We start from the raw sequence: 23,434 nt of genomic DNA, 5'->3' as shown, positions 1-23,434 counted from the left end.
GTGAAATGATGAGCTATTTATGCCTTGAAAACGTAGTAAAAACCTTTAATAAAACAGAAGTTGTAAAAAAGATGAACCTTGAAATCAAGCAGGGAGAGCTTGTTTCTTTCCTTGGGCCATCAGGCTGCGGAAAAACAACTACCTTAAATATGATTGCTGGGTTTCTAGATGTAGACGGCGGAAGAATCGTGGTGGATGGGAAGCCTGTTCACCTGCTTCCTCCTAATAAAAGAGAAATGGGCATGGTTTTTCAAAACTATGCTCTCTTTCCCCACATGACCGTATTTGATAATGTTGCCTATGGTTTAAAGCTTCGCAAGGTTAGTAAAAGCGAGATTCATACCCGTGTTACAGAAGCGCTTGAGATGGTCCGGCTGGCAGGCTATGAAAAACGCTATCCAAAGGAGCTGTCCGGTGGTCAGCAGCAGCGTGTTTCACTAGCAAGAGCACTCGTGATCAAGCCGAAAGTTTTGCTTCTTGATGAACCATTAAGCAATTTGGATGCCAAACTCCGTCAAGAAATGCGTGAAGAAATCGTGGAAATTCAAAAAAAGGTTGGGATTACCACCATTTTTGTAACCCATGATCAGGAAGAGGCACTTGCGATTTCAGACAGAATAGCGGTTATGTATGAAGGCAGAATTGAACAGGTCGATACTCCAGTGGCCATTTACAACCACCCTCAGACTGATTTCGTCTCAAGGTTTATTGGCGAAGTAAACCAGATTCAAGGTCAGGTGCTCGAGGCACTGAGTGATAATCAATGCTTAGTGTCTTTGGACGGCTATGAGCAGGTTCTATCGGTTCACCAGCCGAAGGATTCTGTGATTGACTTTTATATTAGGCCTGAAAAAATACAAATTTCGATAGAAACTAGTGATGGTCTTCAGGTTAGCGTGGAAAGGAAAATGTTTTTGGGGGCGAAAACCCGGTACATTTTAGTAAACAAGGAGAAACAATTCATTGCTGATATTTCCAATGTTGCGTTAAATCCAGATCTGGTTCAAGAGGGGAAACATGTATGTATTAAATGGAATCCAGAGGATTTATTAGCTACCAAAAAGTGAGGTGACTTGATCCAATGCAGGCTGAAACAGCGTATCAGGAACAGGAACTGCTATTCAGGGAGAAAAAAAAGCATTTAACGAAGAAAAAGCTTGATTATTTGCTTTTATTACTTCCGACCCTCGGTATTTTTATTTTCTTCTTTTTGCTTCCGTTGTTCTTCCTTTTTATCACAAGCTTTAAGACTTTTGACGCAGCTAGCGGGATTGGCAATGAATGGACGCTACAGAATTATATTAAATTTATTACAGATAAATTCTATCTTGGGGTTGTATGGCGGACGGTCAAAATAGCGCTGATTACTACACTGGCTGCGATTGTTATTTCGTTCCCAGTAGCCTATCAAATTACAAAAGCAAAGGGAAGGATTAAGAATTATTTAACCCTTTTAGTTCTGTCACCCCTGTTAATCAGCATGGTCATCCGTTGTTATGGCTGGGTCATTTTGTTGTCCAATAATGGAGTGGTCAATCATACGTTAATGAAATTTGGGTTGATTGATAAACCATTAACCTTGCTCTATACGGAGTTTAGCGTGGTCATAGGAATGGTGCACGTGTTATTTCCTTATATGGTGTTAAGTATTATGGGTTCGCTTGAAAGAATCGACCCTTCTGTGATCCGAGCTTCACAAAATTTAGGTGCCAGCTCGATTCGAACCTTCTTTTCCGTCATCTTGCCTTTAACGCTGCCTGGAATATTTGCTGGTTCCGTTATGGTTTTTAGTTTAGGCGTGAGTTCCTTTGTTACTCCTGCGATTCTAGGGGGGCCTCAGGTAAAAGTGATGTCATTCCTTACCTATGAACAGGTTGGTATCATGCTGAATTGGCCTTATGGGTCGGCTATTGGGTTCCTATTAATCTTTATTGCCACTATTACCATCATTATTTATAGCAAATTGCTAACTAGTTCCAAAAAAGGGGTGGCCATTCAATGAGGAAGGCATTACCAAAATTCGGCTTACATTTCTTTTGTCTGATCGTCTACATCTTTTTGGCTGCCCCGATTGTCGTTGTTTTATTGTCTTCCTTGACAACCACTGAGTTTATCGTGTTTCCTCCCAAAGGGATCACATTAAGGTGGTATGTCGAATTAATCAATCATCCTGAATTTATGCAGTCCTTTATGCTCAGTATTAGCGTTGCATTTGGTACGGCAATCATTTCAACGATTATCGGAACGATGGCTTCTATTGCTGTTGTCAGATATCAATTTAGAGGGAAGACAGCTATCATGCAATTAGTCGGTTCACCTCTCTTAATCCCCTCCGTTGTATTTGGGGTGGCTCTTTTGCAGTTTTATTCCTGGATTGGATTGGCCGCGAGCCCGGCAGCTTTAATTATTGGTCATATCATCTTAACCATCCCCTTTGTCATGCGCCTGGTTGTTGCCAGTTTAGTAGGCTTCGACCGCACGATCGAGCAAGCGGCTATGAATCTAGGGGCGGGAAGCCTCAGGGTATTTTTTCAAATTACACTTCCAATCATTAAATCGGGTGTGATTGCAGGAGCTATTTTTGCATTCATTACCTCTTTCGACGACTTAACCGTTGCCCTATTTATTGTCAGTACCGATGTGGTAACGCTGCCAGTTCGGATTTATACCTATATGCAGTATCAGTATGATCCTATCATCACCTCTGTTTCTAGTATCATGATTCTTTTAACAGTCGTATTAATGGTCGTTATCGAAAGAGTATTAGGCGTAGGAAAAGTATTTGAGTCGAAAAATTCATAAGAAGGTGTTTTTATGCACATTAAACATCATCCCGTATTAGGGGAACAGCTTCAAAAACAAGTAAAAATCTTTTTTAAAGATGAACCGCTAGCAGCCTATGAACACCAATCCGTGGCTGCAGCCTTGATGGCCAATGATATAAAAAAATTAGGTTTGAGTAGGAATTTAATTCAGCCAAGAGGCTTGTTTTGCTCGCGGGGCAGGTGCTGCAGCTGCTATATGACGGTAAATGGGGAGGATCATGTACGAACGTGCATGACGAAGGTCGAAGAAGGCATGAAGATTTATCCGAATGATGGAGATCCATATGTAAGGAGTGAATGCCGTGGAGACTGATGTTCTTATTATTGGTGCTGGTCCCGCAGGTCTTACCGCTGCTTTGGAAACAGCATCAAGAGGCTTAGATGTAACCATAGTAGAAGAATCTTTTTCTATGGGCGGACAATTACTTCAACAGACCCAAGTCCTTCATTCGCTGCCTTCTTCCTATCAACCTATGCGCGGGTTTGAGTTGGCCGATCTTTTAACGAAACAATTAGAAGATTACTCTATTCGTTGTTTGCTAGGTCATCGAGTGATTGGATTTTACAAGGATGGAAGTGTTGGTATTTCAGATGAGGTCAATGTATTCCCTCTTAAAGCGAAAAAAATAATCGTGGCTACGGGTGCGGCTGAAAATGCCCTTGCTTTTCCGAAATGGACGCTTCCGGGAGTCATGACCATAGGTGCAGCCCAAACCCTAATGAATCGGGATTTTGTGATACCTGGTAAACATGCCGTTATCGTAGGATCCAGTGACTTTGCGATGGATGTTGCGCTCCAGCTTTCTGAGCTAGGTGTACAGATTAAGGGGATAATTGAAAAAACTCAAAGCTTAACGGCACGGGATGCAGAAAAAGGGGAAGAGGTTCGAAAAAAAGGTATTCCCGTTTATGTCAATTCCTCCATCAAGGAAGCCAGGGGAATTGGTAAGGTAGAGGAAATTGATATCGAGAACGGAGAACAGATTCTTACCGTAAGTGTTGATGTCGTATGTATAGATGGCGGCCGGTCGCCTATTCTCGATGTTTTTTACCAGCTTGGCTGTTCATTCAGTTATCAAAAAGAACTAGGAGGCTGGATCCCACAATACAACAAATCTTTACAAACAGACCGGGAAGATGTTTTTTTAGCGGGGAACGCTGCCGGGGTCAGTTCTCAGGGAGTTTTACTAACAACAGGTATGATAGCCGGGGTTCATGTTTCTGAATCCCTGGGAGCTATCAGTAAGCAAGAGGCCGATATCGAGACCATGTCTCTATGGAGAGAACTCGAAATTCTTGAGACGAAGCTTCATCCAGATGCATGGAAAGCAAGAATGCAGCATGTTGAAAACTTTGAACATCCCGTCCTTAAGGACCAATTTAACTCTTAGTTCGAAGAGATTAAGAGACTAGAAGGTGAATAAATTGGATAAAACCACGATTATTTGTCGATGTGAAGAAATCAGTTACGAAGAAATCGAGGAAGTCATTTCGAATGGCGCCAAGAGATTTGATGATATTAAAAGAATGACACGCTGCGGCATGGGACCATGCCAGTCAAAAATATGCAATAGCCTGGTGGGCACTATCATTCATGAGAAAACAGGCATATCTATTCATGAGATTCCACTGCCGCGTATGAGGATGCCGATAAGTCCAATTAAGCTTGAAACCCTAGCAACGAATAGTACCTCATTTTCCACGGTGAAATCTGTTTTAGATGAGGTGGAGCTAGAGGATGGGAAGGTGAAATAAATGGAAACTAGTTATGAAACGATCATTATCGGGGGAGGGGTCGTCGGAAGCAGCATCGCTTATCACCTTTCGGAACGAAAAAAGGAAGGAATTCTGGTACTGGATCAAAAATTCCCTCTGTCGGGAACTTCAGGTTCCACACAAGCGTGGGTATGGGTTCATAATAAAACACCGTCTTGGTATGCAGAGTTTAATATGTACAGTGCCGAACTTTATCCTTATTTATCAAAAAAAATTGGGGATGTAGAATATAAACGGACTGGCGGACTTTCCCCCTTTTTTAATGAAGCCGATCGTGAAAAAGCGTTACGGCTTGCGGAGGCCTACAAAAATATTGGCATCAAAATTAAGGTTTTATCCCGTGAGGAGGCCTTAGAAAAGGAACCATCGCTCAATCCGGAGGTTGCAGGCGCTACGTATAGTTCCATTGATGGCAACGTCAATCCTTTTCGGTTAGTCGATAGGTATATGAGGGCGGCCCAGAAAAATGGAGTTCAATACTCTACTTATAATAAAGTAACGGACATTCAAAAGCTTCCTGGGAAATTCATTGTTGTCTCACAAAAGGGAACGTTCGTTTGTAAGAATCTTATTCTTGCTGGCGGCACCTGGTCAAGAGAATTAGGAAAATTAGTAGATATCAACATTCCGGTCAAACAGTTAAGAGGGCAGATTCTTGTTACCGAACCCCTCAAACCATTTTTACATTATACCATCAGCGGGTTAAGACAGGCCTTTAATGGCGAGGTATTAATCGGTTATTCAATGGAAGAAGAAGGATTTAACAGAGCAACCACATTGGATGTCATTCAAGAAACGGCTAATATGGCTGTTCACTATGTTCCGCAATTAAAAAAAGCAAAGGTTGTTCGCGCTTTTTCAGGAATTCGAGCCATGCCGGAAGATGGTTTTCCCATTCTGGGGAATATCCCGGGTATTGAAAACCTTTATGTGGCAGCTACGCATAGCGGCGTAACTCTATCGCCGCTAATAGGGACACTTATGACTGAGTTAATTCTGGATGGGGAAACTTCAATCCCAATTGATCGCTATTCCATCGGCAGATTTGATTTGTCCCTTAGATAAATTAGTGTCATAATTTATATAGTAAAAATTTATCAAACCCTTACAGGAGAGATTTGTATGCCACATTTAATCATTAGAGGAGTTTCAGTAGATCAGGTAAAAACGGTTAGTACTTCATTAGTACAAGATTTGGCGGATTTATGTGCATGTGGAACGGACAATTTCACCTTAGAAATTGTCCATTCTACCTATGTATTTGATGGCAATGAAGTGCCGGGTTACCCATTAATTGAAGTAAAATGGTTCAATCGCGGTCAGGAAATTCAAGATCAATTTGCCAGCATTGTAACCAAACATATTCAAGCACTCGAATTTCCAGAAGTAGAAGTCGCTTTCAGCACATTTCAGGAGTCCGCTTATTATCTGAACGGAAAGAGTTTTGCTTCATCGTGACGTAAAAGATTTTTATTTATTAGAAATAACTTTTAGTAAAAAAATGGCGTTCCTAAACTATTATCAATTTGGGCACGCCATTTTTATAAAATTCTTGAAATCAATTGGATCATCATGCTATTTTTTTAAAACATTAACACCGGGTTCCTTAACAGAACCGGTGAGGCTGCCATCAAAACGGAAGTGGCTCGAAAGAAGATTGAACTAGAATACACTGTTTGAGAGGGAGTATCGCAATGAAATTTACTAGATTTACTAAAGGTTCGTCCGTTTACACAGGTGTGATGTCTGAAAACACGATACAAGAAATTAATGGCGATATTTTTGGCGATAATTGGGAGTATACAGGACAAATATTTTCTATAACTGATGTAACACTGCTGGCGCCTATAAAGCCAAACCAAATTATTGGAATTGGAGCAAACTATGTTTCTAAACTTGAAGACCGACCTTCAGAGTTTCCAAAAATTCCGGTATTCTTCTTTAAACCAATATCCTCCGTTATTGGGCCTGAGGAAGATATCATCATTCCGGAAGGGATCGAAAAGGTGAAGTTCGAATCTGAGTTAGCCATTGTCATTGGTAAGGAAGCTAAAAATGTTCCTGAATCAGAAGTGTTGGATTACGTGTTCGGATACACGGTTGGAAACGATGTAACAGCTCCTCAATTTTTTCATCAGGACGGGCATTGGACCATTGGTAAGTCCTTTGATACCTTCACACCACTAGGGCCAGTTATTGAGACAGAATTAGATCCATTTGCTGTGAAAGTGGAAGCAAGACTGAATGGTGTGGAGAAGCAAAATAGTGCAACCGAGCTAATGATTATTCCTATCCGAAGAATGGTATCCTATCTGACAAAAGTGATGACACTTCAGCCGGGGGATGTCATCCTGACTGGTAGTCCGGTTGGAGCAGAGTTTGTCGGTGCTGGAGATACAATTGAATGTAAAATTAAAGAGATTGGGACATTAAGCAATTCATTTGTATTGGCAAAAGAGCAAGTTAAATCTTAATCCAACTAAATAAGTACTAATCATTCTTATTAGCTAACTGATCACGATCCGGTGCCTGTGGCGGTTGCTCTAACCAACCGTTATCAATCATTATATTGGCTCCATCTTCTGCATATTGTACAATTTCCGCCATTAATCGAGAATAAAGAGCTCCTAAATCGCGTCTTGCACTTGTCCCAAGACTAGCCCCATAATGGCTAACTCCTATCGAACCTAACGCTGTAACATGAAACATCATCAGTTTATCGGAAAATGGGGCAACCGTTGAATCTGTTGCTTCAGCATCCCATTTACTAGCTGGAGGCAAGTGATCCTCACTTAATACAGAGCCGAAAATTTCAATATGTTTGGCTGAAATGTCTCTTCCTCTTATCATAAAGTTACGAACCCCTTGAGACCTCGCCACTTGACTAAATCCCGTGACCAATGCTTCTCCTAATATATTACGAATCATACTAAAATAGATATTCGCTATTTCAATTGCATTAAGAGGTCTACGCTTGCCAAACCAACCTGTTAAATAACTTTGTTTTTGAACGTATTGAACCTGTTTTGGTTTTGGAATATGCGGAGATCTCGTATGGTTTCCCTTTGATAATAATACTTGTAATGCTTGGTTAAATAGTTGAGTGTATTCAGTTAGACAGTTGGTGAAATGTTGACTTTGGTCTGTTCGAGAAGAATTAGCTAGAGCCATCCCATATGATTCAATTCCGATTTTGGCCATGTTGTGAATGTATGTCAGATAGAACGTATCCGTAAATAAAGGAGGGGCTTGTAAATTAAGATCCTCATTTTCGTTAAATCCATCCGGAATCGGAATTTGTTCTTCGTTAAATATAGTAGTTATTTGTTGAACATGTGATTGAGATAACTGTAACGCAAATTCTAAAACGCTACGAATTTCTGTATCTTGAACGGTAGCTAGAGCATATTTAACAACACAAATGATCATCGTATCATTTAGGTACGCCGTCCAAAGATTTGCCATTTCTGCAGATGTTAAATCAATATGATGTTTTGTTTCCATGAATTTGTTTCCTCCAACTATTTATTCTCTAGCAATAATATCTCCTGTGTTAAATTAATTATGTATAATTGAGCTGACTAAACCTTCGTAAATCTTATCTACGAGGGTTTTTTATGAATCCTAAAGAGCATATTGAATACGAATTACGAAAAACTTGGGCTTTGACAGGCACGACTTTTATTGGAGATAGAATTAAATGGAAATGGAAAGTATACACTATTTTTATGTGAAAGGTATTAACGTTACCATCATTATTTCAATATTGATGGGGATATCTAAGTACATTATTTGAATGGAAGTAGTTGCACTGGCTTCAGAAGATATCATAGGCCTATTTTTTTAAGAAGGGATGTTGTCATGAAAAAGCTTGGGTATCCGAGTGCACAAGGTTTATATCTGCCTGAATATGAACATGAAGCTTGTGGAATCGGAATGGTCGCTAATATAAATGGAAAAAAGTCACACGACATCGTGGAACATGCGATAACAATTTTATGTAATTTAGAACACAGGGGCGGACAATCTGCAGACATTAGCACTGGTGACGGCGCTGGTATTCTGACCCAAATTCCACATTCTTTTTTTGAGAAACAATGTGAAAAAGAAAATATTGAACTCCCTGAAGCAGGGAGGTATGGGATTGGTATGGTCTTTTTACCGCAAGACCCAGAGATTAGGAAAAGGGTCCAAAAATTAGTTAAAAACGTCATTGAAGAGGAAGGACAGACATTTCTAGGCTGGAGGACCGTACCAGTTAATGATTCTTATGTCGGTGACCTTGCCAAAAAATCAAAACCGTTTATTCGTCAAATGTTTATAGCTCCTTCTGGCGACCTTAAAGATAGAAGTGATTTCGAAAGAAAATTATATGTGATCCGAAAACGATTAGAAAACGAAGTTTCCCCTTCTGATCTTGAACATCAAGAAGGTCTATACGTTTGTAGTTTATCATCAAAAACCATTGTGTATAAAGGCATGCTAATTCCAGAACAACTCGATTCCTTTTATATTGATTTGAATCACCGTGACTTTAAGTCGGCATTAGCCCTTGTTCATTCGCGATTTAGTACCAATACATTTCCAAGTTGGGAAAGGTCCCATCCAAATCGATTTACCATCCATAATGGAGAATTTAATACCATTAAAGGAAACGTGAAATGGATGCAGGCTAGAGAAGCCCTCTGTGAATCTGAATTGTTTCGAGATAACGATTATCAAAAGCTATTTCCGGTCATTGATACAGATGGCAGCGATTCTTCGATGTTTGATAATTGTTTTGAATTTCTGCATCTTTCTGGGCGTTCACTAGCTCATACGGCCATGATGATGATTCCTGAGCCATGGGCAAATGACGTCACAATGGATGATGAAAAGAAAGCATTCTATGAATTTCATAGCTGTTTAATGGAACCATGGGATGGGCCTGCGGCCATTGTATTTACGGATGGGAAACAAATAGGAGCATGTCTTGACCGAAATGGGCTGCGGCCTGCCCGGTATTATGTAACAAAAGACGGGATGATTGTTTTGGGGTCTGAAGTAGGTGCCTTAGATATTTTTGTTGATGATATTGAATATAAAGGCAGACTTCACCCTGGAAAAATGCTTCTTGTTGATTTAGAAAAGGGCAAAATTATTCCAGATGAAGAAATTAAAGCGGAAATAGCGTCTGAACAACCATATAAAGATTGGTTGGCTAAGCATCTAGTTCGTATAGATGACCTGCCTGAAACGAGCAATCATAAAAAAGTTTTTAATATGGATGACCGAATGAAACAACAACTTGCCTTTGGGTATACAAACGAAGAACTAAATAAAGTATTGAAGCCTATGGTAACGGATGGGAAAGATCCTGTTGGTTCTATGGGGTATGATTCGCCGCTTGCGGTCTTATCTAAAAAACCACAGCTGCTTTATAACTATTTCAAACAGCTGTTTGCTCAAGTAACAAATCCACCAATTGATGCGATTCGGGAGGAAATTATTACTTCCGTTGTCACAACAATTGGACCAGAAAGAAACCTTATCAAACCTGAGCCTGAGAGCTGTAAGCAAATTCAAATTCAAACCCCGATTTTGACGAATAGTCAGCTAGGCAAGCTGTATAAATCTAGTTTTAAGTGTGAAACTCTGTCTATAAATTTTTCTGTAAAAGCTCCTAATTATGAACAGATTTTAGACGATTTATTTTCGAAAGCTGACAACGCGATTGACAATGGGGCTTCATTCCTCGTTTTATCTGATCGCGGAGTCAATGCCGAATATGCAGCGTTGCCTGCCTTACTCGCCGTTTCTGGCTTGCATCATCACCTGATCCGAAAAGGGACACGTTCTAAGGTAAGTATCATCCTTGAATCAGCAGAACCTAGAGAGGTCCATCATTTCGCAGCATTACTTGGTTTTGGGGCAGAAGCCATTCATCCGTATTTAGCATTTGAGTCCATCCGAGGTTTGATTGAAATCGATGATATACGTGAAATGCAGGTTGAGGATGCTATTGATGTTTACATAAAAGCATCGACAGACGGAATCGTTAAAGTGCTATCGAAAATGGGGATTTCGACCATTCAGAGTTATCGCGGTGCACAAATCTTTGAGGCAATCGGAATTGACAAGGACGTTATTGATAAATACTTTACTCGAACTGCCACGCGAATCGGCGGAATCGGGTTAGATATTATTGCCGAAGAAGTGATGATGAGGCATAAAAGAGCCTTTGATAAGTCAAGAGGTGAGGAGAGGACATTGGAAACAGGTGATGATTTTCAGTGGCGCCATGACGGGGAAGATCATCAATACAATCCTCGGACCATTCACCTGTTACAACAAGCTTGCCGAACAAATAATTACAAGCTGTTTAAAGAATATTCATCCTTACTGACAGATCCGAAGCATAATCTTCAATCCATTCGAGGCATGCTATCGTTTAAAAAACGAGAAGCGATACCGATTGAAGAAGTGGAGTCCATTGAAGAAATTTGTAAACGGTTTAAAACGGGAGCGATGTCTTACGGCTCCATAAGTAGTGAAGCCCACGAATCGCTTGCGATTGCAATGAATAAAATTGGTGCCAAAAGTAATTCTGGAGAAGGGGGAGAAGACCCTAACAGATTTACACCTGATCCAAATGGCGATTTGCGTCGTAGTGCGATTAAACAAGTTGCTTCTGGTCGATTCGGAGTGAATAGTCATTATCTTGTAAACGCCGATGAGATCCAAATTAAAGTGGCCCAAGGTGCTAAACCAGGAGAAGGGGGACATCTTCCGGGGAAAAAAGTATATCCATGGATTGCAGAGGTTAGAGGTTCAACACCAGGTGTAGATTTGATTTCACCACCGCCGCACCATGATATTTATTCCATAGAAGATTTAGCTGAATTAATCCATAACTTAAAAAATGCAAATCCTTCCGCAAGAGTGAGTGTCAAGCTTGTATCTGAAGTTGGTGTAGGAACCATTGCTGCTGGTGTTGCTAAAGGGAGAGCAGATCTTGTTCTTATCAGTGGATATGACGGCGGAACTGGGGCAGCGCCTAGAACAAGCTTGAAGCATGCTGGGTTACCATGGGAAATAGGGCTGGCAGAGACACATCAAACATTGCTCTTAAATCGTTTGCGTGACCGGATTGTTGTGGAAACAGATGGAAAAATGATGACAGGCCGGGATGTTGTCATTGCTTCATTACTTGGGGCGGAGGAATACGGATTTTCAACCGCACCGTTAGTCGTACTAGGATGTATTTTAATGCGTGTTTGTCACCTTGATACCTGTCCAGTAGGGATTGCCACTCAAAACCCGGAGCTACGAAAAAAGTTTACTGGTGAACCTGAGCATGTTGCTAATTTTATGAGATTCATTGCAATGGAAGTGAGGGAACTCATGGCAGAACTTGGGTTCCGGACCATAAATGAAATGATCGGAAGGACAGATGTTTTAGAGACGAATAAAGCCATTACCCATTGGAAAACCAAAGGGATTGACCTATCGGCTCTTCTCTATCAGCCTGAGGTACCTAAACATGTTAGTCGTTATGCAACCGTTGAACAGGTTCACGGACTCGATAAAACATTAGACAAACAAGAATTAATCCCGTTATGTAAAGAAGCGCTTGAAAACCAAGAACCAATAGAGGCGACTTTATCGATACGGAACATTAACCGAGTTGCAGGTACCATGTTAGGCAGTGAAATTACGAAACGGTATGGTGCCAAGGGGTTACCTGAGGACACGATTCGCCTAACTTTTACAGGCTCTGCCGGTCAAAGCTTTGGTGCATTTATTCCACCTGGATTAACCATGAGACTAGTTGGAGATGCCAATGATTTTATCGGAAAGGGATTATCAGGGGGGAAAATTATCGTGCGCCCTTCTCGAAAGGCTACCTTTACCTGGGAAAATAATATCATCGTCGGAAACGTTTCATTTTACGGGGCAACTGCAGGCGAAGCCTATATTAGCGGAATTGCTGGAGAGCGCTTTTGTGTGAGGAACAGTGGTGCAAATGTGGTTGTAGAAGGTGTTGGTGACCATGGTTGTGAATACATGACAGGTGGAAAAGTGATTGTATTAGGAACAACCGGGAGAAACTTCGCAGCTGGTATGTCAGGCGGAGTTGCCTATGTATTGGATGTAACAAAGGATTTCCGTGTGAAATGTAATCAAGAGCAAGTGTATCTTGATTCAATCCAAGATGAGACAGAGCTCCAAACAGTCTATCAATTAATCGAAAACCATGTTCATTATACACATAGTCCATATGGTAAGAGAGTGTTAAATAGCTGGGAAGATATGAGTAAGAATTTTGTACGAGTTATTCCGAAAGATTATTTAGAGATGCAAGAGCGAATTAAAACCTTGCGAGAAGGCGGGTTGAGTGAACCTCAAGCAGCACTCCTGGCATTTGAAGAAAGCAAAAAAGCTGTGAATTCGATGAAAGATGGAGGGTGAACGATGGGAAAACCAACTGGTTTTATGGATTACGAACGTCAATCAAGACCCGAACGTGACCCTGTAACACGAACGGATGATTGGGACATTTATACGTTACCTCTTGAAGAAAATGAATTAAAACAACAAGGTGCTCGTTGCATGGATTGTGGGATTCCCACTTGTCATACAGGAACGATCATAAACGGGATGACTTCTGGTTGTCCCGTCCATCACTTAATCCCGGAGTGGAATGATTTAGTTCTTCAAGGCCAATGGGAAGAAGCCCTGAAACGAGAACATAAAATGAATAACTTTCCTGAATTTACAGGATTGGCTTGTCCGGCTCCGTGTGAAGGAGCTTGCGTACTTGGAATTAATGAACCACCGGTTGCCATCAGGTCAATCGAGTTAGAAATTATTAGTAAAGGCTTTAAGGAAGGGTGGGTGAAACCGGAGCCGCCAGAAATCCGAACGGATAAAAAGGTGGCCGTTGTTGGCTCTGGTCCAGCAGGTTTGGCTTGTGCTGCCCAGCTTAATAAAGCAGGTCACCATGTTACTATTTTTGAACGTCATGATCGAATTGGGGGCCTGTTAACGTATGGGATACCTGAAATGAAGCTTCCTTATTCTGTAGTAGAGAGAAGAGTCAATCTGCTTAAAGCAGAGGGGATTACGTTTATGACAAATACAGAAGTGGGCAAGGATTACCCAATTTCTGCGTTACAATCAGAATTTGATGCGATCGTTCTTTGTGGTGGTGCAACAAAGCAACGAGATATAAACGTAGAAGGCAGAGAGTTAAAAGGCATCCATTACGCAATGGATTTTCTTCATGCGAATACAAAAAGTTTATTAGATTCTAACCTTGAGAACGGTGATTATATATCCGCCAAAGATAAAGATGTGGTTGTCATTGGCGGCGGGGATACAGGTGTAGATTGTTTGGCTACTGCTGTCAGACATAAATGCAAAAGCTTAACACAGTTTGATATTTATCAGAAAAAGGGTGAAGTTCGGGCTGATGATAATCCATGGCCGCAATGGCCGGTCATTCATCGGGTTGAATATGGTCAAAAAGAAGCAGCAGCTGTCTTTGGAGAGGATCCCCGCGCCTATGCCGTGATGACGAAAAAGTTTGTAGGCGATGAAAACGGTCATGTCAAAGAGGTTCACACCATTAACGTTGAAACGGCAACCGATGAAAATGGTCAGCGAATTCGAAAAGAGATTCCAGGTACAGAAAAAATCTGGCCTGCTCAGTTAGTATTACTAGCGATCGGATTTAGTGGTCCAGAGCCAAGCTTCCTTCAAAAAATGAATGTCGAAACAGATGAACGAACAAATGTAATGGCTGAGTATGGAAAATATAAAACAAATATCGAAGGAGTTTATGCAGCGGGTGATATGCGTCGAGGTCAAAGTCTAATTGTCTGGGCCATAAATGAAGGTAGAGAGGCTGCAAGGGAATGTGACAGATATTTAATGGGTGAAACTAATTTACCTTAGAACAATCCATCAAATTAGATATAAAATGTCTGATAACAGTAGCCACTGAAGGGTAATAAACAATAACATTTATTTTAAGCAACTACTGAGGATTGAACTCTGTATTGTACAGGGCTCAATCCTTTTCGTTCTAAAGTAAACATCCATGTATGTTTACAGTTTAATCATTGTTCTTTTTACTTAAAGGTTAAACTAAGACCAACCGATATTGTTTTTTTTAGAAAACATGACTCTCCCAATCAGTATTAAGAAAGAAAATAGATTCATATTTTTATGCTTTTTCATAATGCATCCTCCTTATTTTGCAACGCCCGTTTGTTTTTCTATTTTGATCATAACACTGCACATTCATTTTTTCGCGTTTTATGTAAGGAGTTCTAACATGGTATTTTACAAGTTATATAATCAATAATTTTTTAAATTTTTTTTATTTTTTTAAACCTTTTTAAATCAATTGATAAAGCGTTTGCAACATGTTTGTAATGTGAGAGCAGTAAAAAAATTTGGAAATTAAGTATTTTATTTAACATTTTCATGTGATAAAATCTGACACATATTAAAAAATAGAATTTTAATTATTTTTGAGCAATTCAAAAATGTTGATTATTTTAGTAACTTTCAGTGAAGTTCACTGATTTTTTCATTTAACCAAAACTTTGAGGGGGATTTTACATGATGAAAAAGAAGTTGATGCTCGTTGGTAATGGAATGGCAGGTGTAAAAACAATTGAGGAGATCTTGAAAATCTCAAAAGAGCATTTTGAAATTACGATTATCGGAAAAGAACCTTATCCGAACTACAATCGAATTCTGTTATCAAAAGTACTGCAAGGAGACACGGAGGTAAGAGACATTACCTTAAATGATTGGGATTGGTATAAAGAAAATTCGATTACTTTACATACGGGAGAAACAGTTATAAAGGTGGATCCCCTTCAAAAAATAGTAACCACTGATTCAGGCAGAACCGAGCCATATGATGAATTAATATTAGCTACAGGGTCCTTGCCATTTATCCTTCCTATACCAGGAGCAGATAAAAAAGGAGTGACAACCTTCCGGGATATTAAAGATACGGACGAAATGGTTGAAGCCTCAAAAAAATACAAAAAGGCTGCCGTCATTGGCGGAGGATTACTAGGACTAGAAGCAGCGAGAGGATTATTGAATTTAGGGATGGATGTGTCTGTTATTCATCTCCCATCCTACTTAATGGAGCGTCAGCTGGATCCAACCGCTGCTAATCTATTAAAAGAGGAATTAGAAAATCAAGGGATGAAATTTTTATTAGATAAGAATACGGAAGCGATCATTGGTGGAGAACGCGTTGAGGGTGTTACCTTTAAAGATGGTACACAAATTGAGGCAGATTTAGTCGTCATGTCAGTAGGAATTAAGCCAAACATTGCTCTTGCAAAAGAAACCGGTGTTACCGTTAATAGAGGAATTGTAGTCAATGATTATTTACAAACGGACCTTCCTCATATTTATGCAGTGGGGGAGTGTGCTGAACATAACGGTATTCCATACGGACTTGTCGCTCCATTGTATGAACAAGGAAAAGTGTTGGCTAAACATATTTGCCGTGTATATACAGAGCCTTATAAAGGGTCGATTTTGTCCACTCAATTGAAGGTGTCAGGTGTCGAAGTATTTTCAGCAGGTGATTTTATAGAAGGCGAAGATAAAAAAGCATTAAAGGTCTTTGATGAACAGGATGGGATCTATAAGAAAATTGTCCTTCGCGGCAATCAAATTGTTGGAGCTGTATTATTCGGTGACAGCAGCGAAGGGAACCGGCTGTTTTCAATGATTAATAAACAGGCAGACATTTCGGATACAGCTAAAATATCGATTCTGCAGCCTATGGGTCAACAGGCTGGAGAAAGTTTAGTCGCCAGTATGTCTGCAGATGAAATCATTTGTGGATGTAATGGCATCTCAAAAGGGACCATTGTTCAGGCCATTTTAGAACAAGGCTGTACGACCGTTGATGGGATAAAGGCTTGTACAAGTGCATCTCGCTCTTGTGGAGGATGTAAACCATTGGTTGCGGATGTCCTTCAGCTTACTCTGGGATCCGAATTTAATGCCTCTGCACAAAAAGAAGCGATTTGTGGCTGTACAACCTTATCAAGAGACGAAGTAGTCAAAGCCATTAAAGTAAAAGGCTTAACACATGTTAAAGAGGTGATGAATGTTCTTGAATGGGAAACGGAAGAAGGCTGTTCAAAATGCCGCCCAGCCCTTAACTACTATTTAGGGATGGTCCATCCAACAGAATATCAAGATGAAAGAGAATCACGTTTTGTCAATGAGCGTATGCATGCCAATATTCAAAAGGATGGAACGTATTCCGTTGTACCTAGAATGTATGGCGGAGTGACAAATGCAAACGATCTGCGCCGGATTGCTGATGTCGTTGATAAATATGAGATTCCATTAGTAAAAGTAACAGGCGGACAGCGTATCGACCTTTTTGGTGTGAAAAAAGATGATTTGCCGAAGGTATGGGAAGATTTAGATATGAATTCAGGATATGCCTATGGCAAATCACTTCGTACCGTTAAAACATGTGTTGGTGAGCAATTCTGCCGCTTTGGAACACAGGATTCCATGGGATTAGGCATTCGCCTTGAAAAGAAATTTGAAGGATTGCAAACTCCTCATAAAGTAAAAATGGCTGTCTCAGCATGCCCTAGAAGCTGTGCTGAATCTGGTTTTAAAGATATTGGTTTTATCGGTATTGATGGCGGCTGGGAAATCTATGTTGGCGGAAACGGCGGTACTCACGTACGTGGAGGAGATTTACTTTACAAAGTAAAAACAGATGATGAAGCAATGGAAATTACAGGTGCTTATCTTCAATATTATCGTGAAACGGCAAATTATTTAGAACGTACATCCGCTTGGATTGAACGAGTTGACTTAAAACATGTCAAAGAAGTACTTGATGATGAAAACAAGCGCAAGGAGTTAAACTCACGTATGGATGAAACATTGTCTGTATATAGAGATCCTTGGAAAGAGATTATTGAGAATGAAAAGACAACGAAGGAACTGTTTGAAACCGTGGGAATGTCTTAATTTTTTTAAATGCCAAAATATTTCGTTGAGGAGGAAATGGATATGCAGAAGACAAAAATGAAGGTATGTGTTGGTCTAATCTCAGAATTACCGGAGCGCGTGGGAAAAACGGTTCGGCTGGAAGAGGGTACAGAAGTTGCGGTATTTAAGCTATCGAGCGGAAAGATAAAGGCTGTTGAAAATAAATGCCCTCATAAAGCTGGGGTCTTAAGTGAAGGGATTGTAAGTGGGGAGCATGTTTTTTGCCCCATGCATGATTGGAAAATTTGTTTGGAGGACGGTCAGGTGCAAGCACCAGACCATGGATGTGTCAAAACCTATCAAACATTAGTGGAAAATGAAATGGTCTATTTAATCGTAGAGGAATAACTTGGTGTCTATTCAAAAAGCTATGAAAGCTGAATCCTACGGAAGGAAGTGGTAGTAATGGATTATGTTATTCCAAGTAAAGTTTTAGAAAGTATGATTGATGCGGGTGCAAAGAAAGCAAAGTTATCTATTTCACAATTACTAATGCGTGGATTTTTAGGAGCAGCATTGTTAGGTTTCGCTACAACTTTAGCCTTTTTATTCGAACTTCAAACGAACATTGGGATGTTGGGAGCTATTATATTTCCTGTCGGCTTTGTTATGATCATTCTGTTAGGTTTTGAGCTAGTCACTGGGAATTTTGCCCTTATACCTGTAGCAGTTTTAGAGAAAAAAGCTACCGTCCGAGAAATGCTTAATAACTGGTTTTGGGTAATTGTTGGGCATCTAATTGGAGGAATTGTCTATGCAGCCTTGTGTTATGTTGCGTTCACAAATGATGGTCAAACGTTTGAACATCCGTTAGTGCAAAAGATTATCAAAGTAGCTGAAGCTAAAACAACAGCATATGAAGCTATGGGATCTAATGGAATACTGGTTGTCTTTGTAAAGGCGATGCTTTGTAACTGGATGGTAACAATGGGGGCAATTATGGCTATGTCTACGACAAGTACGCTTGGAAAAATTATCGCCATGTGGTTACCGATTACAACTTTCTTTGGTCAAGGGTTTGAGCATGCTGTTGTTAATATGTTTGTCATCCCAGCTGGTATGATGTTTGGTGCGGATGTTAGTTTAGCAGATTGGTGGCTTTGGAACCAAATTCCTGTATTAGTTGGCAACTTAGCAAGTGGATTTATCTTTACTGGACTAGCAATGTATTTGATTTATAAAAAAGATATTACAAAAGAAAAAGTATCTACATTTTCTAGTAATTTAAAGAGAGTTTCTTCCTAACTGTAGGTTTAAAATAAAAACAACCGATTATAAGAGGGTGCCCTAAAAATTATTTTAGGCACTTTCTTTTTGTGAAACAAGAAAATTGCTAACGAGGCAGGTTAGTGAATTAAATATTTGTATCTGTCATGGTTTTGGATGATAATCTTATAGGTTGAGTGCCTCATTTAATTTTATTAATATAAAACTAAAGAAAGGATGGGGAGTAATGAACAAATGTACGAGTTTAATTATTAGCCTCATATTAATTTTGATAACAGGCTGCAGTTCAAATAATTTTGAGATCAAGCTAGTTACACCCAAATCATTTACACCAGATCAATCTACTCCTATTAAAATAAAGATCCTAGATCGAGAAGGAAAACCAGTAAAAGGTGCGAAGGTTAGCGCAGATTTGGATATGCAAGGGATGAGTCATGGAGATATTTCTATGAAAATGCAGGAAACAGAAAATGGTGTGTATGTTGGACAAGCTACATTTGAAATGGAAGGCGATTATACGGCTACCATTAAAATAGATGACAACGGAGAAAAATGGAAGGGCGAAAAAAGATTTTCGATTGTTTACAATCATGCACAATAGGTGATGGTAACAGGATTTTTTATTTTATACAAAAAAGGGGGACGGAGCAGAAAAACCGTCCCTCTGTTTCTTTTTCACCTATGCTCGAAAATTGAAACCGCTTCCATATAATTTAATTGTTTACCCCTGAGCAAGGCTCAGGTTATAATAAAATTTATTATTTTGGATTTCGAAATAAATGGAACGAGCAAAAAATACTTCTTTTATAGAAAGGCGATGGACATTGAATAAACCTAGTGGAAAAAAACGAATACAGCTTGCAATACTTCTTGGATCACTTGGATTGTTAGGACCCTTTACAATCGATACGTATTTACCGTCTTTTCCAACGATTGTAAAAGATTTTGATACGACGGCTTCACTTGTACAGATCAGTTTAACTTCCTGTTTATTAGGCTTGGGATTGGGGCAATTGGTTATTGGTCCTTTAAGTGATGTGAAAGGCCGCCGACAACCCTTGCTCATCTTTATTACCTTATACCTACTTGCTTCTATAACATGCGCGTTGGCGCCGAATATCTATTTCCTTATCATTGCTCGATTAGTCCAGGGCTTTGCTGCTGCCGGAGGACTTGTGATTTCTAGAGCGATTGTTCGAGACCTCTTTAGTGGGAGGGAACTGACCAAGTTCTTTACGATGATGGTGTTAGTGGGGAACCTCGGGCCGATCGTTGCACCGATTGCTGGAGGGGGGATTCTGGCTTTTACCAATTGGCATGGTGTTTTTATTGTATTGGCTTGTGTAGGTGCGGTACTGCTCTTCACGGTTGCTTTAAAATTAGAAGAAACGCTGCCAACAGAAAACCGTGTTCCAAGCAATTTACCACAAATCATGAACAACTTCGGTTCTTTATTCAGAGATCGAACGTTCATGGGGTACGCACTGACTCAAGGATTTACTGTTGCAGGAATCTTTGCCTATGTATCTGGGATTCCATTTGTCTATCAGAATATTTATGAAGTCACCCCGCAGCAATTTAGTTTATTATTTGGGACAAATGGATTAGCATTAATTATTGGAAGTCAGTTGGTCGGCCGCTTGGCAGACACTATTTCGGAGCGGACTTTCTTAAAAATAGGTTTAGCCCTCGCTAATATAGCGGGTGCCGGTTTACTCATCGCTCTACTATTAAACGCACCACTTCTCGCAGTTGCGATTCCGATTTTCTTTTTTGTATCTTCCATCAGTATTATTGGAACCACGTCGTTTACTTTAGCGATTGAAAACCAAGGACATATTGCGGGTAGTGCCTCTGCATTATTAGGTTTATTGCCATTTGTACTTGGGTCATTAAGTGCTCCACTTGTGGGAATAGCAGGGGCGTATACAGGCGTTCCTATGGGCGTCATCATCTTTTGCTCAAGTTTTCTGGCTTTCCTTTCCTATTTTGTATTGGTACGAAAAGCAACGCTAGGGATACAACTATCCAATGACCAGTGCTAAGTAAAGAAACCTAGTATCTAAAAATATAAATATAAAGGAGAACACATTTCGTTAACCAGCGAATGTGTTCTCCTTTATTTATCTACTATTAATTTAAATAAGAACATATAGTTAGGATTTTTCCTTTCAATATATTTTCATTTAAGGTTAATCCGTATATCTAACACCTTTTAAGATCATATTGACCTTTAATTTCGTATCTTGGACAATATTTTTTCGAAATTCCTTTGCCTTTTTGAAGGCATCCATCATTCCTGATGCTAAAATCTTAATTTCTTTAGTATCCACTGGTTCTTCTAGAAGAAAAATATATTCTTTCATGCTGTTTCACCTCCCAAGTTGTAATTTTAATATAATTATATACGATTTTGTAAGCGATTACTAGATATTTTTGTGAACGTTTTCACTTATTTAAAGCTGTTCTTATTGAACAAACGGGCAGCTTTCCTATAATGAAGAAATAAGAGGTTTGAACATAAAAAAGCCTTGGTATGATATGTGTGTCCAATGCTTGGCGGCAAAAAGGACAACAAACACATATACCAGGAGGGTATTTAAATAAACTATAACCAAAATGAAAGGATTGCTCATATTACTTCTCAAACATTAATTAAAGGGAGGGTTGACCTCCATGAGAAATGTGGAGATCCACCAGTGCAACCATACTTTAACTAGTTATCCATTTTTTTGGATAAGTGGGGTTTGGTAGCTATCAGTCGCTTTTTCACTTTGTTCCCAAAATTATCCTTGAATACACCATTATTCCAATCCTCAAATGAATATTAAAACAAACTACCACCTAATTTTAAGAAAATGAGAGAAATCAAGAGATTTTCCTTTCTTTATAGAGGGAAGGTTGCATTAAGCTAATCGAAAAGCAACCAAAAATAGCGAGTGTATAATTATTTAATGTGTTGAATAAATATTCATTATATGTTAATATAATAATAGTTTAAATTCTTCTGAGTTTAGACCTCCTAAAATGGACTTAGCCTAGACCACTAAGTTCAACTTTGACCTTTGATTTTATAGATCAAAGGTATTTTTTTGTTTGGATATAGTTGTAAATTGTCACTCAATCTACATAATTGTTGATTTAAATTGAAAATAGTTGTGAAATTTTGTACTTAAACTAACGAAGCAGGTTAGTGGAAGAAGGAATCGTGATTTTAATGTAGAATATTTCTCTGAGGAGTGATTCTATGGATATAAGATTTTCGTTTGTTTTAGACACAGATGTACCAACTGGACCAGTATACTATGGATCTTAAATGAATGGTTATATAACAGGTAATTTAAATATTTATATAGAAGAAAAATTATTTTTCGAAGAACCATTTACCAACCTAGCAGAACTAGGATGGAAACTGGGCAAATGGTTACAAAAGATTCGTAGTGGTGTTAGAGAGAATATGGACTTTGATACCATTGACCATGACGAGGCTATAATTAACTTTCTATATGAGAGTGAAGATAATTGGAGAATTTATTCAATTTGGCAAGAGTTTGAAACAGACAAATACATTTCCACAACTGTATAAGTAAAAGCTGTAACACATTATCTTCACGAATTGAATAAGGAACTTCACTCAATTGATTACTTTGTTACTCTGGATAAGTACCTTTAGTAAGTAATATCAAAGGAGTGAGGATGGTAAAATGAATCAATCCTATTTTTATTTAAAACTAGAAACACATCAATTACATATGTCTTATAAAAATGAAAAACGTCGCGTGCGTGTTTTATTGCCGAAAAGTTATGATAAAGATGAGGCTAAAAATTATCCAGTTGTCTATATGCATGATGGACAAAATGTTTTCTACAGTAGTGAAGCTTATAGCGGGTATTCATGGAAAGTTATTCCGGCAATTAAACAAAACCCCGATTTTCCGAAGATGATTGTTGTTGGGATAGATAACGCTGAACAAGATCGAATTAATGAATATACGCCTTGGAAAATTACTGAAAGCCCACTTCCTGAAGATATTGAAATAGGCGGAAGAGGCGCGGAGTTTGCTGAGTTTGTCATGACAGTCGTGAAGCCGTTTATCGATAAGCATTACCGAACTAAATCGGATAAATATCATACAGCGATGATTGGCAGTTCACTTGGAGGAAATATTTCGGCTTTTATGGGTATTGAATATAAAGATCAAATTGGTGGTTTAGGCATTTTTTCTTTAGCCAATTGGATTACAAGTAAAGCCTTTGACAGTTATATTGCTAGAATAGAGTTGGATCCTGAACAACGCGTGTACATTCAAGTTGGGACTCAGGAAGGCGATGATGCCGATCGACAATTGATGTATGGTAATATGAAGCAGGCATATATCGATTGCTCGCTTAAGTATTATAAACAACTGATAAAAGGCTCTGTTCCAATTGATAGCATTCGTTTAAATATTTTTGCGGATGAAGAACATAATGAAAAATCTTGGGCAAAACACTTGCCAGAATGTTTACGTTTCTTAAGTAAGAAGTGGTCTTGAATGAACTGAATAATTATATTTGAC

The 23,434-nt window shown here is 39.2% G+C and carries 20 protein-coding genes; 18 read left to right on the top strand and 2 right to left on the bottom strand.

Features of this window, described 5'->3' with window-relative positions; translation table 11 throughout:
- The first annotated feature begins 8 nt into the window (after positions 1–8).
- The 9 genes from QF028_RS13075 to QF028_RS13035 all read left to right on the top strand — a co-directional run bounded on the left by QF028_RS13075 (position 9) and on the right by QF028_RS13035 (position 7,075).
- The gene (locus QF028_RS13075; RefSeq protein ID WP_429472316.1) at positions 9–1,067 is read left to right on the top strand and encodes an ABC transporter ATP-binding protein; all 1,059 of its coding nucleotides are present in this window, start codon (positions 9–11) and stop codon (positions 1,065–1,067) included.
- Between the two features lie 14 nt (positions 1,068–1,081).
- On the top strand, positions 1,082–2,002 hold the full coding sequence (locus QF028_RS13070) for an ABC transporter permease (RefSeq protein ID WP_429465988.1): 921 nt from the start codon (positions 1,082–1,084) through the stop codon (positions 2,000–2,002).
- Positions 1,999–2,802 (top strand): ABC transporter permease, encoded by an 804-nt coding sequence (locus QF028_RS13065; protein ID WP_429465986.1) that lies wholly within the window; start codon positions 1,999–2,001, stop codon positions 2,800–2,802. Before QF028_RS13070 ends, QF028_RS13065 begins: the two co-directional genes overlap by 4 nt.
- A gap of 12 nt (positions 2,803–2,814) precedes the next feature.
- The gene (locus QF028_RS13060; protein ID WP_429465984.1) at positions 2,815–3,138 is read left to right on the top strand and encodes a (2Fe-2S)-binding protein; all 324 of its coding nucleotides are present in this window, start codon (positions 2,815–2,817) and stop codon (positions 3,136–3,138) included.
- Positions 3,128–4,216, top strand: coding sequence for an NAD(P)/FAD-dependent oxidoreductase (locus QF028_RS13055; protein WP_429465982.1), 1,089 nt, complete (start codon positions 3,128–3,130; stop codon positions 4,214–4,216). The genes QF028_RS13060 and QF028_RS13055 overlap by 11 nt, the downstream gene beginning before the upstream one ends.
- A 34-nt stretch (positions 4,217–4,250) precedes the next feature.
- A complete protein-coding gene (locus tag QF028_RS13050; protein WP_429465980.1) occupies positions 4,251–4,580 on the top strand; it encodes a (2Fe-2S)-binding protein in 330 nt (109 codons plus the stop codon).
- Entirely contained in the window at positions 4,581–5,666 is a 1,086-nt protein-coding gene (locus QF028_RS13045; RefSeq protein ID WP_429465978.1) for an NAD(P)/FAD-dependent oxidoreductase, read from the top strand.
- A gap of 57 nt (positions 5,667–5,723) precedes the next feature.
- Positions 5,724–6,059 carry a DUF1904 family protein gene (locus QF028_RS13040; RefSeq protein WP_214711600.1) on the top strand — a complete coding sequence of 112 codons (336 nt, stop codon included), beginning with the start codon at positions 5,724–5,726 and terminating at the stop codon, positions 6,057–6,059.
- Between the two features lie 236 nt (positions 6,060–6,295).
- Entirely contained in the window at positions 6,296–7,075 is a 780-nt protein-coding gene (locus QF028_RS13035; protein ID WP_429465976.1) for a fumarylacetoacetate hydrolase family protein, read from the top strand.
- A 16-nt stretch (positions 7,076–7,091) separates the two neighbouring features.
- On the opposite strand, the gene QF028_RS13030 is transcribed toward QF028_RS13035, so the two are convergent.
- On the bottom strand, positions 7,092–8,105 hold the full coding sequence (locus tag QF028_RS13030) for a DUF3231 family protein (protein WP_429465974.1): 1,014 nt from the start codon (positions 8,103–8,105) through the stop codon (positions 7,092–7,094).
- Between the two features lie 357 nt (positions 8,106–8,462).
- Between QF028_RS13030 and gltB the strand changes: the two genes are divergently transcribed.
- From gltB to QF028_RS12995, 7 genes are all read left to right on the top strand, one after another.
- Complete coding sequence (gene gltB / locus QF028_RS13025) at positions 8,463–13,052, top strand: glutamate synthase large subunit (protein WP_429465972.1); 4,590 nt, start codon at positions 8,463–8,465, stop codon at positions 13,050–13,052.
- A 3-nt stretch (positions 13,053–13,055) separates the two neighbouring features.
- A complete protein-coding gene (locus QF028_RS13020; RefSeq protein ID WP_429465970.1) occupies positions 13,056–14,540 on the top strand; it encodes a glutamate synthase subunit beta in 1,485 nt (494 codons plus the stop codon).
- Positions 14,541–15,212: 672 nt separating this feature from the next.
- Positions 15,213–17,627, top strand: a complete 2,415-nt coding sequence (gene nirB / locus QF028_RS13015; protein ID WP_429465968.1) for a nitrite reductase large subunit NirB — start codon at positions 15,213–15,215, stop codon at positions 17,625–17,627.
- 36 nt (positions 17,628–17,663) lie between these two features.
- Positions 17,664–17,996: a nitrite reductase small subunit NirD gene (gene nirD, locus QF028_RS13010; RefSeq protein WP_429465966.1), complete on the top strand. Its 333-nt coding sequence runs from the start codon at positions 17,664–17,666 to the stop codon at positions 17,994–17,996.
- Positions 17,997–18,053: 57 nt separating this feature from the next.
- Positions 18,054–18,893, top strand: a complete 840-nt coding sequence (locus tag QF028_RS13005; protein ID WP_429465964.1) for a formate/nitrite transporter family protein — start codon at positions 18,054–18,056, stop codon at positions 18,891–18,893.
- A 208-nt stretch (positions 18,894–19,101) separates the two neighbouring features.
- Positions 19,102–19,476 carry a FixH family protein gene (locus QF028_RS13000; protein WP_429465962.1) on the top strand — a complete coding sequence of 125 codons (375 nt, stop codon included), beginning with the start codon at positions 19,102–19,104 and terminating at the stop codon, positions 19,474–19,476.
- Between the two features lie 178 nt (positions 19,477–19,654).
- Positions 19,655–20,920, top strand: a complete 1,266-nt coding sequence (locus QF028_RS12995; protein WP_429465960.1) for a Bcr/CflA family multidrug efflux MFS transporter — start codon at positions 19,655–19,657, stop codon at positions 20,918–20,920.
- A 147-nt stretch (positions 20,921–21,067) separates the two neighbouring features.
- On the opposite strand, the gene QF028_RS12990 is transcribed toward QF028_RS12995, so the two are convergent.
- Positions 21,068–21,241: a hypothetical protein gene (locus QF028_RS12990; RefSeq protein ID WP_214999361.1), complete on the bottom strand. Its 174-nt coding sequence runs from the start codon at positions 21,239–21,241 to the stop codon at positions 21,068–21,070.
- Positions 21,242–22,191: 950 nt separating this feature from the next.
- Here QF028_RS12990 and QF028_RS12985 point away from each other — a divergent pair.
- Positions 22,192–22,461 carry a hypothetical protein gene (locus QF028_RS12985; RefSeq protein WP_429465957.1) on the top strand — a complete coding sequence of 90 codons (270 nt, stop codon included), beginning with the start codon at positions 22,192–22,194 and terminating at the stop codon, positions 22,459–22,461.
- Positions 22,462–22,579: 118 nt separating this feature from the next.
- Positions 22,580–23,410 (top strand): alpha/beta hydrolase, encoded by an 831-nt coding sequence (locus QF028_RS12980; RefSeq protein ID WP_429465955.1) that lies wholly within the window; start codon positions 22,580–22,582, stop codon positions 23,408–23,410.
- The last annotated feature ends 24 nt before the right edge of the window (positions 23,411–23,434 follow it).

The sequence above is a fragment of the Neobacillus sp. B4I6 genome (assembly GCF_050434045.1).
In the GTDB taxonomy this organism is placed as follows: Bacteria; Bacillota; Bacilli; order Bacillales; family Cytobacillaceae; genus Neobacillus.
The sequence above is the reverse complement of the archived record's forward strand: the minus strand, read 5'-3'. Positions and strand labels throughout refer to the sequence as shown.

What these genes read in the sequence shown, in the direction of transcription:
- QF028_RS12995 (WP_429465960.1), top strand. Translation starts at nt 19,655, where the DNA reads ATGGAACGAGCAAAAAATACTTCTTTTATAGAAAGGCGATGGACATTG.
- QF028_RS13035 (WP_429465976.1), top strand. Translation starts at nt 6,296, where the DNA reads ATGAAATTTACTAGATTTACTAAAGGTTCGTCCGTTTACACAGGTGTG.
- QF028_RS13045 (WP_429465978.1), top strand. Translation starts at nt 4,581, where the DNA reads ATGGAAACTAGTTATGAAACGATCATTATCGGGGGAGGGGTCGTCGGA.
- nirD (WP_429465966.1), top strand. Translation starts at nt 17,664, where the DNA reads ATGGATATGCAGAAGACAAAAATGAAGGTATGTGTTGGTCTAATCTCA.
- QF028_RS13005 (WP_429465964.1), top strand. Translation starts at nt 18,054, where the DNA reads ATGGATTATGTTATTCCAAGTAAAGTTTTAGAAAGTATGATTGATGCG.
- QF028_RS13000 (WP_429465962.1), top strand. Translation starts at nt 19,102, where the DNA reads ATGAACAAATGTACGAGTTTAATTATTAGCCTCATATTAATTTTGATA.
- nirB (WP_429465968.1), top strand. Translation starts at nt 15,213, where the DNA reads ATGATGAAAAAGAAGTTGATGCTCGTTGGTAATGGAATGGCAGGTGTA.
- QF028_RS12985 (WP_429465957.1), top strand. Translation starts at nt 22,192, where the DNA reads ATGAATGGTTATATAACAGGTAATTTAAATATTTATATAGAAGAAAAA.
- QF028_RS12990 (WP_214999361.1), bottom strand. Translation starts at nt 21,241, where the DNA reads ATGAAAGAATATATTTTTCTTCTAGAAGAACCAGTGGATACTAAAGAA.
- gltB (WP_429465972.1), top strand. Translation starts at nt 8,463, where the DNA reads ATGAAAAAGCTTGGGTATCCGAGTGCACAAGGTTTATATCTGCCTGAA.
- QF028_RS13060 (WP_429465984.1), top strand. Translation starts at nt 2,815, where the DNA reads ATGCACATTAAACATCATCCCGTATTAGGGGAACAGCTTCAAAAACAA.
- QF028_RS13020 (WP_429465970.1), top strand. Translation starts at nt 13,056, where the DNA reads ATGGGAAAACCAACTGGTTTTATGGATTACGAACGTCAATCAAGACCC.
- QF028_RS12980 (WP_429465955.1), top strand. Translation starts at nt 22,580, where the DNA reads ATGAATCAATCCTATTTTTATTTAAAACTAGAAACACATCAATTACAT.
- QF028_RS13065 (WP_429465986.1), top strand. Translation starts at nt 1,999, where the DNA reads ATGAGGAAGGCATTACCAAAATTCGGCTTACATTTCTTTTGTCTGATC.
- QF028_RS13030 (WP_429465974.1), bottom strand. Translation starts at nt 8,105, where the DNA reads ATGGAAACAAAACATCATATTGATTTAACATCTGCAGAAATGGCAAAT.
- QF028_RS13070 (WP_429465988.1), top strand. Translation starts at nt 1,082, where the DNA reads ATGCAGGCTGAAACAGCGTATCAGGAACAGGAACTGCTATTCAGGGAG.
- QF028_RS13040 (WP_214711600.1), top strand. Translation starts at nt 5,724, where the DNA reads ATGCCACATTTAATCATTAGAGGAGTTTCAGTAGATCAGGTAAAAACG.
- QF028_RS13075 (WP_429472316.1), top strand. Translation starts at nt 9, where the DNA reads ATGAGCTATTTATGCCTTGAAAACGTAGTAAAAACCTTTAATAAAACA.